Source organism: Paenibacillus xylanexedens (assembly GCF_007676705.1).
GTDB classification, from domain to species: domain Bacteria; phylum Bacillota; class Bacilli; order Paenibacillales; family Paenibacillaceae; genus Paenibacillus; species Paenibacillus xylanexedens_C.
In genome coordinates this window covers 413,636-426,775 of sequence record NZ_VEBF01000002.1, presented here as the reverse complement: position 1 = coordinate 426,775, position 13,140 = coordinate 413,636, and the positions used below count along the sequence as shown (strand labels likewise).

Sequence of the window (13,140 nt, the reverse complement as noted above, 5' to 3'; positions counted from 1 at the left end):
AGGAGCATCATGCAGGAATCCAGATCTTATAAGGTATTTAAAGTTTTCAATGTCATCTTTCTGTTATTCGTGGTATTTATAACGCTCTATCCATTCTTGAATGTCGTGGCACAATCCTTCAGCAGTGAATCCTATATTAATTCGGGCAAGGTTAGTCTGTTCCCAAGAGGATTTAATGTAGAGACTTATAAAACCATCTCACGTGACAGCATGTTCTGGACCAATTATAAAAATACGATTATTTACACCGTGGTAGGTACGTTAATCTCCATGTTCATGACGACTATTTTTGCATATGCCCTGTCCAAAAAGAGGTTGATGGGTCGCAAATTTCTGACGATGTTCGCCGTGTTCACGATGTTCTTCAGTGGTGGATTGATTCCTAACTATGTCTTGATTAATTCTCTTGGCTTCAACAACACCATGTGGGCACTTGTTGTGCCTGGTGCAATTAGCATATACAACATGCTGATCATGAAGTCATTTTTTGAGAATATGCCTGAAGAACTGGAGGAAGCTGCCTCCATTGACGGTTTGAACACTTACGGGATCTTGTTACGCATTATTTTGCCGCTGAGTAAAGCTGTTATGGCAACCATGGTGCTGTTCTACGCAGTAGGTCATTGGAATTCCTGGTTCCCAGCCTTTCTGTATTTGGACAAAAAAGAACTGTTCCCAGTCACCATTTATTTGCGCAATATGATTGCAGGAGCGACAAGCGGGGCGTCTGCTGGTGCAACCTCAGCTGATAACCTGACACAGATTGCTGCCAATATTAAGTCAGTAACGATGGTATTAACCATCTTGCCGATACTCACCATTTATCCATTTGTTCAAAGATACTTTGTAACCGGTATCATGTTGGGGTCTGTTAAACAGTAATACGTAGCAGCTATATAAATTGAACTAAAGATGATTTACACGGAACACTCCGATGACAGAATAACCTTCCAATCGCTGTTATCCCCAGATTTTTTCGATTCCCTGTTTAAAAGGGAAAATCCGGTGATAAAGGCGAGCGCTACTCTTTTTCAGGTTTTTTCTGTTCTCTCCGTTTTGTGTAAATGAATAGTTCAATTTATAAAGAATGATTCACATGATTAACTTTTAGAGGTTATTTAAAAAGTTTTTAAGGCAAGGTCAACCTAAACCAAATTCAGGGGGATAACCTAAATGAATCAAAAGCCACGTAAGTTTGTCGGTAAAATGGTTTTGGCAACAATGATGACCGTCGTTCTGGCAGCATGTAGCAGCGGTACTGGAACTGGAGGTGACGTCACAGAAGTTCAGACCAACGCTGCGATGGAGACGTACAATGTAGGGGATACATTCAAGGCAACGGAGCCGTTTAATCTCTCCATACTATATAGTGATCAACCTAGTTATCCATATAAAAAAGACTGGTTACTTTTTGATAAAATCACCGAACTGACGGGTGTGACGCTTGAGCCAACGATTGTACCGATGAGCGATTACTCTCAGAAGAGATCTTTGTTAATTAGTTCCGGTGATGCACCACTGGTTATTCCCAAAACGTATCCAGGTGAAGAGTCTGCATTTGTATCTTCCGGTGCGATCTTGCCGATTAGTGATTATATTGATTTGATGCCGAACTTCAAGGATAAAGTGGAAAAATGGGGATTGGAAGATGAACTTGAAGGACTTCGACAGGAAGATGGAAAGTACTATGTACTTCCTGGTCTTCATGAAGAAGTATGGCCAGATTACACATTGCTCGTAAGAACAGATGTTTTTGAGGAAAATAACATCGCCATCCCGACCACATGGGACGAATTGTATGATGCAGCGAAGAAACTGAAAGAGATCTATCCGGATTCTATTCCGTTTTCGGACCGATTCCAATTCAATAGCACGTTGAATATCGCTGCTACCGGCTTTGGCACCAAGGCTGGATGGGGTTTTGGTAATGGATTGACGTATAAAGAAGATCAAGATCAATTTGTATACACGGCTACTACACCAGAGTATAAGGAAATGCTAACGTACTTTAACAAGTTGGTATCCGAAGGGCTGCTCGATAAGGAGAGTTTTACACAGGATGATGATCAGGCTGTACAGAAATTTGTATCCGGCAAATCATTCATGATTAATGGTAACTCCCAAACGGTGGTGCTGCACCGAAATGATATGAACAAAACACTGGGAGAGGGTAAATTCTCGGTTGCGAAGATTACAGTACCTGGTGGGCCAAAAGGACAGCTGATGTCCGGGTCTAGACTTGAAAACGGTGTCATGATCTCCGGGAAAATTCAAAAGAGTGAAAATTTCAAAGCCATTATGCAATTCGTTGATTGGCTGTACTACAGTGATGAGGGGCAAGAGTTCGCCAAGTGGGGCGTAGAAGGTGAAACATTCACCAAAGAGGGTGGAAAACGTAAATTGGCAGAGGACGTTAACTACAATGGTTTGAATCCGAAAGGAACGAAGGATTTGCGTATTGACTATGGCTTCTCTGGTGGTGTATTTGCCTATGGGGGTACTACAGATCTGCTGCAATCCATGTTTAGTGAAGAAGAGTTGAAATTCCAGCAAGACATGAAGGATACCAAAGAGGTTATCCCGGCAGAACCACCAATTCCATACTCTTCTGAGGATCGTGAACGGGTGACACTTCTGAGTACACCACTGAAAGACTATTCGGATCAAAATACACTTAAATTTATCTTGGGTGAGCGGGACTTGTCTGAATTTGATACGTTTGCCAAAGAGCTGGATAGTCAAGGATTATCTAATTATCTGAAGCTGGCAAATGACACGTACAAAGCCTACAAAGAAAACAAACAATAATATAGTTGATGCTGTCCGGATTACCGTTTCACTCCGATATTTAAGTGGAACGGTAATTTGTGCTAAGATGAATGAATACGGCTGAGAGAAAGAGGTCAAGGCATGTCACTTAATCAAAAAATTAGAGGCTCGACCCGGGCATATTCATATAATCTGTTAAAAGAACGAATTCTTCATCTGGAACTTAAGCCTGGTACCAAGATTTCAGAGAAAGAGATTGCAGATGAACTGCAGGTGAGCAGAACCCCCGTGCGGGAAGCATTCATGAAGCTTGCTGAAGAAGAACTGCTGGATATTATTCCACAGAGTGGAACCATAGTCTCTCATATCAACTTGGAGCATGTGGAAGAAGGCAGGTTTATGCGGGAGAAAATGGAGAAGGAAATCGTGACGTTGGCTTGTGTTTCGTTCCCTGAAGAGTTCCGATTCAGACTCGAAACCAACATTGCAATGCAGGAAGTATGTATAGGGAAAAACAATTTCTATCGACTGTTCGAACTGGATGAAGAGTTTCATCAGATTTTGTTTCAGGGCACAGGGAAGCTGAGAACGTGGAAAATGTTGCAACAGCTAAATATCCCGTTTAATCGGTTGCGTTTATTACGTCTAGCGGAGGATTCCAATCTGGAGGTCATTATCTCGCAGCACAAAGAGATTTATCGACTTATCACAGAGCGTAAGACGGAGCAAGCGGTTCAGGTGATGGAAGCTCATCTCAGGCTTGTCGTGATTGAACAGGAATCGATAAAAGCAAAATACCCACATTATTTTATCTAGTACGAAGATGTTTTAAAATACGCTCCATGCCAAACCCCCTGTTCAAATGAACAGGGGGTTTGGTTTATTAAATCGCACAAGGGCGTCTTAGCCTTGTTTAATAAATGTAGGATCTGGATACGGATCTGCAATCCAGCCATCTTTTTCGATGAACAGACGTACAGCAATGATCTGTTTGTTCTCCATTAAAGTGAAGAAGTGCGGTGTATTCTCCGGTACGGAGATGACGTCTCCAGGAGACAGTTCTACATTAAAGTAGCCTACATCATCTGTAGCTTTGATAACAAAGATTCCTTTACCGGCAACAATTGCACGGATCTCATCTTCAGCGTGGGTGTGGATCTCTTCGAACTTGGCCAGTTTCTCTTCGATATCTGGTGTCTGTTCGGACAGCGTGATGACATCCCAGATCTGATATCCGCGACGTGCAGCCAAATCTCTGATTTCATAATCGTAAGTTTCCAAAACCTCGGCTTTCTGATCATCAGTCAATCCAAAGTTATTTTGCAGATCAGTGTTCAGTTTGGATGCGTCCCACTTCTCATATAATACTTCGTATTTGTTCAAGAAATTTCGAACGTTTTCGTCACCAGTGATGCGTTCGTTCGTATTTCGGATTACAATTTCAGCCATGTTCTTTCCCTCTTTTCCACTTGGTTTAATTGAATTATATCGGATTGCTCTGTTTTTGTCGATTCTCAAATTCCGTTCATATTCGAGCAAACCCGCCATGTTTCGGGAGCAAAACCGATCTTTCACATTAAGTTAGTTTCTGTTAAACTAAGATTTAACGTTTTGCGGGGGTGAAGATATTGGATAAGATTAGTCTACACGATGCATTAAAACAACGAATATTAATCCTCGACGGTGCAATGGGGACCATGATTCAACAAGTTGATCTGACTGGTGAAGATTTTGGCGGCGAAGATCTGGATGGATGTAATGAAATGTTAGTGCTTACTCGTCCAGAGCTAATCCAGCGCATTCATGAAGAATATCTTGAAGCTGGCGCTGATCTGATTGAAACCAATACATTTGGTGCAACATCAGTCGTACTTGCTGAATACGATATTCAGGATCGTGCACGGGAGATCAACTTGGAAGCAGCCAGAATTGCGAAAGCTGCAGTTGATCGTTTTTCTACACCAGAATCTCCACGTTATGTGGTAGGTGCAATGGGACCAACAACCAAAACACTGTCTGTTACTGGAGGAGTGACGTTCCAGGAACTGATCGACAGTTATTTGGAGCAAGCGCTTGCTTTAATAGAGGGAGGCGTTGATGCGCTACTGCTTGAAACCTCACAGGATACCCTCAATGTAAAAGCAGGCAGCATTGGCATTCAGCAGGCCTTTGAACAGAGTGGCATTACACTGCCACTGATGATATCAGGAACCATAGAACCAATGGGGACGACCCTTGCAGGTCAGAACATCGAATCCTTTTATATATCCTTAGAACACCTTAACCCAATTTCGGTAGGACTAAACTGTGCTACAGGTCCAGAGTTCATGCGTGATCACATTCGCTCCCTTTCAGGAATGGCATCGGTTGCCGTTAGTTGTTACCCGAACGCGGGTCTTCCAGATGAGAATGGTAATTATCATGAGTCACCAGATTCTCTTGCTCAGAAGATTGGTGCTTTTGCCGAACAGGGTTGGTTGAATATTGCTGGTGGATGTTGCGGAACAACTCCCGCACATATTCGGGCCATGCGTGATACACTAGCCCAGTACCCCCCAAGAGAAATGAACGGAACACATCCACCTGCCCTGTCAGGTATAGAACCGATCTACATCGAACAGGACAATCGCCCATATATGGTCGGAGAGCGTACAAACGTGCTGGGATCACGGAAGTTCAAACGGCTCATTGTTGAAGGCAAATATGAAGAAGCTTCGGAAATTGCTCGGGCTCAAGTGAAAAATGGAGCGCACATTGTCGATGTATGTGTACAAGACCCGGACCGTGAAGAGTCCGAAGACATGGTGAAGTTCCTTGAACTTGTTGTGAAAAAAGTCAAAGTGCCACTCATGATCGATACGACAGATGCTTCAGTAATTGATCTGGCCCTCCAGTACTCCCAGGGTAAAGCGATAATTAACTCCATTAACCTTGAGGATGGCGAAGAGAAATTTGAGCTGATCACGCCGTTGCTTCATAAATACGGTGGTGCGGTTGTTGTCGGAACGATTGACGAACGAGGTCAGGCGATTAGTCGAGAAGACAAGCTTGACGTAGCAAAGCGCTCTTATGATCTGCTGGTGAACAAATATGGACTCAAACCCGAAGATCTCATTTTCGATACGTTGGTGTTCCCAGTTGGTACCGGAGATGAACAATACATCGGTTCAGCCAAAGAAACCATTGAAGGTATAAGAGTGATCAAGGAAGCGATGCCTGAATGTCATACGATCCTCGGGATCAGTAACATTTCATTCGGACTGCCTGAAGCAGGCCGTGAAGTACTGAACTCCGTATTTTTGTATGAATGTACCAAAGCAGGTCTCGACTATGCGATTGTGAACACAGAGAAACTGGAGCGTTATGCGTCCATTCCGGAAGAAGAACGCAGGCTCTCGGAAGAGCTTTTATATAACACAAATGATGACACACTGGCGGCGTTCGTAGCGGCGTTCCGTAACAAGAAGGTTGAGAAGAAGGAAAAAATCTCAAACCTTTCATTAGAAGAGCGTCTCGCTTCATATGTTGTGGAAGGAAGTAAAGAGGGATTGCTGCCGGATCTCGAACAGGCACTTGCCAAATATACAGCACTTCAAGTGATTAACGGTCCACTGATGCGGGGGATGGAGGAAGTAGGTCGTCTCTTTAACAACAATGAGTTGATTGTAGCTGAGGTGTTGCAGAGTGCGGAGGTTATGAAGGCTTCTGTAGCATATCTGGAGCAATTCATGGAGAAGAACGAGACTTCGGTTAAAGGCAAGATCATTCTGGCCACGGTTAAGGGTGATGTGCATGATATCGGTAAGAACCTGGTAGAGATCATCCTGTCCAATAACGGTTACCAGATCATTAATTTGGGTATAAAAGTACCACCAGAACGTATCATTGAGGCGTACCGGGAAGAGAAAGTTGATGCAATTGGTCTTTCGGGTCTATTGGTAAAATCAGCGCAGCAAATGATTCTTACCGCTCAGGATCTGCGAACAGCAGGTATTGATGTGCCTATTATGGTTGGCGGCGCGGCGCTTACACGTAAATTTACCAAAAATCGTATCCGTCCTGAATATAACGGAATGGTTGTATATGCGAAAGATGCGATGGATGGTCTGGATCTGGCGAACAAATTGATGAATCCCGTTACACGTGAAGCGATGCAACTGGAGATGGAAGCTGAGAAAGAAGCTGATGCTTCAGCGGCTGTAGCCGTTCAGACGCTTCCAGAGCTTACACGGGTGGAGCGTTCGGATATTGCTGTAGATAATCCGGTTCTTGTCCCGCCTGATCTGGAGCGGCATACGATGCGCAACTATCCGTTATCACACATCCTGCCCTACGTGAACATGCAGATGTTGCTTGGACATCATCTGGGGTTGCGCGGTTCAGTTGAACAACTGCTTGCTTCAGGTGATAAGAAGGCTACTGATCTGAAAGCAGTAGTGGATGATATCATGCAAGAGGCTGTTCGTGACGGAATTATTCAGGCGCATGCCATGTATCGTTTCTTCCCTGCTCAGTCCAGTGGTAACAGCATCATCATCTATGATCCAAAGGACACCAGTAATATCTTGCATACTTTTACGTTCCCACGTCAAAAAGTCGAGCCATTCCTGTGCCTGTCCGACTTCCTGAAGCCTGTTGAATCCGGTCAGATGGATTACGTTGGTTTTATGGTTGTTACGGCCGGACACGGTGTGCGTGAACTATCTACTGCGTGGAAAGATAAAGGGGATTACCTTCGCTCGCATGCTCTGCAATCCGTAGCGCTCGAGGTAGCAGAGGGATTAGCTGAACGTGTGCATCATATGATGAGAGATATATGGGGATTCCCGGATTCTGCCCAGATGACCATGAAGCAACGTCACGGTGCACGATATCAAGGGATCAGGGTATCTTTTGGATATCCGGCTTGTCCGGATCTGGAAGACCAAGGGCCGCTGTTCAAGTTGCTGCAGCCTGAGGATATCGGTGTGGAATTGACGGAAGGTTTCATGATGGAACCTGAAGCATCCGTATCAGCGATGGTATTCAGCCATCCGCAAGCTAAGTATTTTAATGTAGAGAAGGCATAAATTCAGTTGAGTGTCAGGCAAAGCCCTCCGCATTGTCGGAGGTTTTTTGCTGGCAGCAGAAAGAGGTGCGATCCAGAATGGAACTATATTTCCTGGGAACTAATGCTGGTGTACCTACGCTTCAACGGAATGTAACTTCCATTGGGCTACGCATGTTGGATGAGCGCAGAGCTTTGTGGTTGTTTGACTGCGGGGAAGGAACGCAGCACCAGATTTTGAGTTCTCCGCTTAAACTAAGCAAATTGGAGAAAATATTCATTACTCACCTGCATGGTGATCATGTATTTGGACTTCCAGGACTGCTTTCGAGCAGAGCCTATCAAGGTGGCACCACACCATTAACGGTATATGGTCCACCAGGTACGGAACGAATGATCAGTACAACAATGGAGCTTAGCCAATCCCGGGTTAACTATGATTTGAATATCGTGGAACATACGGGCGGCGTCCTGTTCGAGGATGACAGTTTTATCGTGGAGGCTGCTTTGCTTGAGCATCGGATTGACAGCTATGGATACCGGATTACGGAAAAAGATCGTCCAGGAAGCCTGGACCCAGCCAAACTGGCGGAATATGGTTTGAAACCAGGCCCATTGTTCGGTCGGCTGAAACGTGGAGAAACCATTACGCTCGATAACGGTCATTCACTTCGTCCTGAAGATGTGTTGGGAACGCCAAAACGCGGCATGGTGATTACTATTTTGGGTGACACACGTCCATGTGACAATGTACATCCACTTTCCTTAAATGCAGATGTACTTGTACATGAAGCTACATTCATGCATGATCTGGCCGATACAGCGCATGAGTACTATCATAGTACTTCAAAACAAGCAGCAGAAGCGGCTAGAGCAGCCAATGTAGGGCAACTGATCATGACTCACTTTAGCTCACGTTATAAGGATGAGGATCAACTGCAGCCACTTTTGGAAGAGGCACAGTCCATATTCCCGAATACCAGACTTGCCAATGAACATCAGCTTATTCCTGTCGTGCATCGCAAGCAAGAATCTTAACCATGACTGCGAACCAGGGCACGGCTAAACACGTCACATGAAGAACCGGGAAATTGCACGGGACTGAGGGAGAGGAACTCCCGCGGTCCCTTTTGCAATCTGGTCAGAAAGCGTGTAGGATGGGCAATATGAAGAGGGAAATGATTCAAATTATTTTCCGGGAAAGCGCAGGAAATGACAAGCTTGTACAGAAGGCGCGCGAGTTAAACCGTCGGTGTTCGATCTGGTTCGACTTGTTGCGTGCATATGCTAGCAAGCCCATATTTTTTGCCTGAATACATAGGTTCGCGTTAAAGTTCGAGGTAAATGATTAAGGACATGAAATGTTAATGGAATAAAGAAAGGAAGTGCTGTGTGTGATTAAGGCCTATCTGATTGACTTGGATGGTACGCTCTATCATGGCAGACATCGTATCGAAGGAGCCGATCAGCTTATTCGAACACTGCAAGAGCTAGGCAAGCCGTATTTATTTGTAACGAACAACTCTTCCCGTACACCACAAGGCGTGGCAGATCATCTGAACGGGATGGGAATACCTGCGGATGCGTCTCAAGTATGTACTTCTGCAGTGGCGGCTGCTGAATACGTTGCAGAGGAGTCGCCGGGTGCGAAAGTGGCCTGTATTGGAGAAGCAGGGCTGCTGCAAGCCATAGAAGAAGCAGGGCTACAGTTGACGGAGGATGATCCAGACTATGTCATACAGGGGATTGATCGTGAATTTTCTTATCAAAAATTGACCAAGGCACTCCGATGGATAAATGGGGGATCAAAATTCATCATGACCAACCCAGATCTGCAACTCCCTTCGGATGATGGGCTGACGCCTGGAGCCGGAACGATCGGAGCAGCAATTGAAGCCGCAACCGGCGTCCATCCTACCGTTATTGGCAAGCCATCGAGTGTTATAATGAAGTCAGCCATTAGCCGGCTGAACTTGGCGTCTCATGAAGTGGCAGTGATCGGAGACAATATGCGTACCGATATTGCAGCGGGAGTGGCAGCAGGATGTGAGACATTGCTGGTTCTTACCGGTGTGACAACACGGGATAATATGGATGGACACATTCAAGCAGCCAAGGCTCGACCTGATCATGTGTTTGAAGATTTGCATAAATTGATGGAGTGGCTGTCGCAAGAGGCAGACCAAGCTTCCAAAAAGGGGTAATGTACGATGCCGGAACTGCCGGAAATGGAAAATTACCGGACCTTGCTGTCCGAGAAAATACTTGATCTACCGATTACAGGTGTTGTAATTAACCGCGATAAAACGATAAATACGGAGCCTGATCTGTTTATCAATGAACTTACAGGAAATCGTATCATATTTGTTGAGCGCCGAGCGAAGCATCTGATTTTCCACTTGGCCAATGGCAAACGTCTGGTCCTGCACCTCATGTTGGGCGGTATGATTTTCTGGGGCACGGAAGAGGAGCGCCCTGATCGTTCCACACAGGTGGAGATCCAGTTTGGAGATCACATTTTATTCTTCATCGGTCTGCGCTTGGGGTACTTACATCTGCTTACCTCAAAAGAAACCGAAGAAGCGATGTCTGATCTTGGACCTGAACCTCTGGATCGACGGATGAACGTGGAACGTTTTGCTTCTCTGTTGAAAGGTCGTCGGGGTACGCTTAAGACGACATTGGTGAACCAGCATATTATTGCGGGGATCGGCAATTGTTATTCCGATGAAATTGCTTTTGCTGCAGGTCTGAGACCAAGCTCCAAAACGCAGAACATTGCGAATTCGCCGGAGCTGACGGAGCGCTTGTTCCATTCGATGCAGTCCGTGCTTCGCGAAGCAGCTTCTGAGGGTGGTTATATGGAGATGCCACTGATGCAGGGAGACACCAAAACAGGAAGCTTTGACGAGCAATGTCGGGTGTACGACCGGGAAGGCGAGACTTGTCCGCGATGTGGGGGAACAATTGAACGCGTGGAAATTACGGGCAAGAAGGCATTCTTCTGTCCGAAATGCCAGCATGAGGCCTAAATCCGGAATTGGGGCACATGTCAGCACCAGAGGCGGATTTCTTCAGGCTGCCAAAAGAGCACATGCGATGGGGTCAACGGCATTTCAGTATTTTCCGAAGAACCCGCGCAGTCTCAGCCTGAAAAGTCTGGATCTCAAGGATGCTGAGCAGTGCAGGGATTGGTGTGAACAGCAGGGACTTGCTTCCATTGCACATTCCCCCTATCCCACGAATCCGGCGTTGGGCATGACCCGTGGAGAGGCGGGCTTTCATGCTACGATAGCGTCAATTCGCAATGACCTTGAAATTTCGAATGCTTGCGGTTCTGTCGGTACGGTGGTCCATTTTGGACATATCAAAACGAGCGATCCGCTGGAAGGCTATCAGAACCTCATACATTGTCTGGATACCGCCTTGGAGAATTGGAATGGTCATTCAAAGGTGTTGCTTGAAAATCAGGCAGGTGATCATGGCGCTATGGGCACAACAATGGAAGAAATGATACAGATTCGCAAATTAAGCCGATATCCTGAGCATATTGCTTTTTGTTTTGACACATGCCATGCTTTTGCTTCAGGTTTGTGGTCTTCAGGCAACGAAGCGGCGATGCTCGATAAGGGCAGGGTGCTGGGATACTGGGATGATGTTGCTGCTGTACATTTTAATGATTCCAAATATGCGTCTGGTTCGTGTAAGGATAGACATGCGAGGATCGGACGGGGTTATATCGGATATGAATCAATGAAAGCATTGTTAAATGCGCCTGAGTTCCAAAATGCGGTTGTTGTGCTAGAGACCGAAACGGGCGAAGATGGAACGCACCATGATGATATAGCGCTCATGCGTTCCTGGCTATAAAAGGGAGAGGAGCGATTGTATGCATGTTTTTTTGGATGACTATCGGGCGTGTCCGAAAGGGTTTGTTCTGGCAACAAATGCAGAAGAGTGCCTGATGCTGCTAAGAGAAGGTGACGTGGACATTTTGTCTCTGGATTATGAGCTTGGTCCGGATTCGCCTAACGGCGGTGAGGTTGCGGCATCCATCGTACGGGAAGGTTTATTTCCGCGCGAGATCTATTTGCATACGTCCAGTATGTTTGGGAAACGTCAGATGTACGAGATGTTGTATAGCAATAAACCTGATTCGGTAACCATTCATAATGGTCCAATGACGGGTGAGGTCATGCTGCGTGTTGCCGCGGGAGAAGAAAGCTAATGAAGCCAATTACATCCAAAATGTTAATGCGAGGCGTATGGGAAGGCATGCCACAGGCTGTATTTATATATACGCCTTTATGTGGGACATGTGCGGCAGCCCGTCGGATGTTGGAGGTCGTCGAGCACATGCTGCCAGAAGGTATTTTATCCGAAATGAACATTCATGACATTCCTGAACTTGTACAACAATTTCGAATTTCAAGCGTACCAGCCGTGATGCTGTTTGACGGCCAGCAAGATGTTCCAAAAATGGTTTATCGGATGAGCTCTGTAGAGCATTTGCTCTCTGAGATCCGGAAGGCGGTGCTGAAATGAGTATAATTTCGATGGAACATGTCTCACTCAGACGAGAAGAGAATCAGATTTTGGATAACGTACATTTGCGCATCGAACAAGGTGAACATTGGGTTATTCTGGGTCGGAATGGTTCTGGCAAAACAACATTACTGGAAATGATGAACGGATATATGTTTCCAAGCCAGGGGCGCATTGAAGTACTTGGTAATCTGTATGGACAATGTGACGTCAGGGAAGTTCGTAAGGAAATCGGTTATATCAGCCAAACGTTGATTGAGAAATTAACACCCCGAGATCCGGTATGGGAGGTCGTCGCTACAGGAGCGTACGCTTTTTTGCGTTTTTATCAGACGATTCCTGGTGAAGTGAAAGCCAAGGCGATGAGTTTGTTAGATGATATGGGCTTTGCCAACCTGGCCAACAACCCGCTTGGAACGTTATCCCAGGGAGAGCGCAAAAAAGTCATGCTTGCTCGTTCATTAATGGCTGAGCCAAAATTGCTGATTATGGACGAGCCTTGTGCCGGGCTAGACTTATATGAACGTGAGAAAATGCTGGCTGAGATTGATCGTCTGCGCCAACGTAACATCACAGTTGTGTATGTAACACATCATGTTGAAGAGATCGTACCTTTATTTACACATGTGGCCTTGATCCGCGATGGACGTATTGCTGCGGCAGGCCCCAAGCATGAAGTTTTGACACAGGATACAATTAAGCATACGTACGATGTCCCTGTCGATATCCAGTGGGATGACGGTCGTCCTTGGATACGCGTACGTTCTGGAGGGTAACAC

General features: G+C 45.6%; 13 protein-coding genes. 12 read left to right on the top strand and 1 reads right to left on the bottom strand.

The genetic code is table 11. The features are described 5' to 3' along the window. Window positions 1-9 precede the first annotated feature (9 nt). The 3 genes from FS628_RS11835 to FS628_RS11825 all read left to right on the top strand — a co-directional run bounded on the left by FS628_RS11835 (window position 10) and on the right by FS628_RS11825 (window position 3,585). The gene (locus FS628_RS11835; RefSeq protein ID WP_036613592.1) at window positions 10-882 is read left to right on the top strand and encodes a carbohydrate ABC transporter permease; all 873 of its coding nucleotides are present in this window, start codon (window positions 10-12) and stop codon (window positions 880-882) included. A 291-nt stretch (window positions 883-1,173) separates the two neighbouring features. Further along, window positions 1,174-2,808 carry an ABC transporter substrate-binding protein gene (locus tag FS628_RS11830; RefSeq protein WP_145322122.1) on the top strand — a complete coding sequence of 545 codons (1,635 nt, stop codon included), beginning with the start codon at window positions 1,174-1,176 and terminating at the stop codon, window positions 2,806-2,808. 102 nt (window positions 2,809-2,910) lie between these two features. After that, the gene (locus tag FS628_RS11825) at window positions 2,911-3,585 is read left to right on the top strand and encodes a GntR family transcriptional regulator (protein WP_145322120.1); all 675 of its coding nucleotides are present in this window, start codon (window positions 2,911-2,913) and stop codon (window positions 3,583-3,585) included. Window positions 3,586-3,672: 87 nt separating this feature from the next. Here the strand turns inward: FS628_RS11825 and FS628_RS11820 are convergent, their stop codons facing one another. Next, window positions 3,673-4,218 carry a cupin domain-containing protein gene (locus FS628_RS11820; RefSeq protein ID WP_145322118.1) on the bottom strand — a complete coding sequence of 182 codons (546 nt, stop codon included), beginning with the start codon at window positions 4,216-4,218 and terminating at the stop codon, window positions 3,673-3,675. A gap of 179 nt (window positions 4,219-4,397) precedes the next feature. Here FS628_RS11820 and metH point away from each other — a divergent pair, with 179 nt between their 5' ends. From metH to FS628_RS11780, 9 genes are all read left to right on the top strand, one after another. After that, a complete protein-coding gene (metH, locus tag FS628_RS11815) occupies window positions 4,398-7,838 on the top strand; it encodes a methionine synthase (RefSeq protein WP_145322116.1) in 3,441 nt (1,146 codons plus the stop codon). 77 nt (window positions 7,839-7,915) lie between these two features. Then, complete coding sequence (gene rnz / locus FS628_RS11810; RefSeq protein WP_145322115.1) at window positions 7,916-8,854, top strand: ribonuclease Z; 939 nt, start codon at window positions 7,916-7,918, stop codon at window positions 8,852-8,854. A 128-nt stretch (window positions 8,855-8,982) separates the two neighbouring features. After that, the gene (locus FS628_RS31340) at window positions 8,983-9,129 is read left to right on the top strand and encodes a hypothetical protein (RefSeq protein WP_186327799.1); all 147 of its coding nucleotides are present in this window, start codon (window positions 8,983-8,985) and stop codon (window positions 9,127-9,129) included. A gap of 81 nt (window positions 9,130-9,210) precedes the next feature. Then, a complete protein-coding gene (locus FS628_RS11805) occupies window positions 9,211-10,020 on the top strand; it encodes a TIGR01457 family HAD-type hydrolase (protein WP_145322112.1) in 810 nt (269 codons plus the stop codon). A 6-nt stretch (window positions 10,021-10,026) separates the two neighbouring features. Continuing rightward, window positions 10,027-10,848, top strand: coding sequence for an Fpg/Nei family DNA glycosylase (locus FS628_RS11800; RefSeq protein ID WP_145322110.1), 822 nt, complete (start codon window positions 10,027-10,029; stop codon window positions 10,846-10,848). Continuing rightward, window positions 10,838-11,686 carry a deoxyribonuclease IV gene (locus tag FS628_RS11795; protein ID WP_145322108.1) on the top strand — a complete coding sequence of 283 codons (849 nt, stop codon included), beginning with the start codon at window positions 10,838-10,840 and terminating at the stop codon, window positions 11,684-11,686. The genes FS628_RS11800 and FS628_RS11795 overlap by 11 nt, the downstream gene beginning before the upstream one ends. 19 nt (window positions 11,687-11,705) lie before the next feature. After that, window positions 11,706-12,044: a cyclic-phosphate processing receiver domain-containing protein gene (locus tag FS628_RS11790; protein WP_017688046.1), complete on the top strand. Its 339-nt coding sequence runs from the start codon at window positions 11,706-11,708 to the stop codon at window positions 12,042-12,044. Further along, complete coding sequence (locus FS628_RS11785) at window positions 12,044-12,361, top strand: thioredoxin family protein (RefSeq protein ID WP_145322106.1); 318 nt, start codon at window positions 12,044-12,046, stop codon at window positions 12,359-12,361. Before FS628_RS11790 ends, FS628_RS11785 begins: the two co-directional genes overlap by 1 nt. Window positions 12,362-12,363: 2 nt before the next feature. Further along, window positions 12,364-13,137 carry an ABC transporter ATP-binding protein gene (locus FS628_RS11780; RefSeq protein ID WP_145324104.1) on the top strand — a complete coding sequence of 258 codons (774 nt, stop codon included), beginning with the start codon at window positions 12,364-12,366 and terminating at the stop codon, window positions 13,135-13,137. Window positions 13,138-13,140 lie beyond the last annotated feature (3 nt).

Bases quoted from the DNA above. Each gene is read 5' to 3' on its own strand.
- FS628_RS11835 (WP_036613592.1), top strand. From the start codon at position 10: ATGCAGGAATCCAGATCTTATAAGGTATTTAAAGTTTTCAATGTCATC.
- FS628_RS11830 (WP_145322122.1), top strand. From the start codon at position 1,174: ATGAATCAAAAGCCACGTAAGTTTGTCGGTAAAATGGTTTTGGCAACA.
- FS628_RS11825 (WP_145322120.1), top strand. From the start codon at position 2,911: ATGTCACTTAATCAAAAAATTAGAGGCTCGACCCGGGCATATTCATAT.
- FS628_RS11820 (WP_145322118.1), bottom strand. From the start codon at position 4,218: ATGGCTGAAATTGTAATCCGAAATACGAACGAACGCATCACTGGTGAC.
- rnz (WP_145322115.1), top strand. From the start codon at position 7,916: ATGGAACTATATTTCCTGGGAACTAATGCTGGTGTACCTACGCTTCAA.
- FS628_RS31340 (WP_186327799.1), top strand. From the start codon at position 8,983: ATGAAGAGGGAAATGATTCAAATTATTTTCCGGGAAAGCGCAGGAAAT.
- FS628_RS11800 (WP_145322110.1), top strand. From the start codon at position 10,027: ATGCCGGAACTGCCGGAAATGGAAAATTACCGGACCTTGCTGTCCGAG.
- FS628_RS11795 (WP_145322108.1), top strand. From the start codon at position 10,838: ATGAGGCCTAAATCCGGAATTGGGGCACATGTCAGCACCAGAGGCGGA.
- FS628_RS11790 (WP_017688046.1), top strand. From the start codon at position 11,706: ATGCATGTTTTTTTGGATGACTATCGGGCGTGTCCGAAAGGGTTTGTT.
- FS628_RS11785 (WP_145322106.1), top strand. From the start codon at position 12,044: ATGAAGCCAATTACATCCAAAATGTTAATGCGAGGCGTATGGGAAGGC.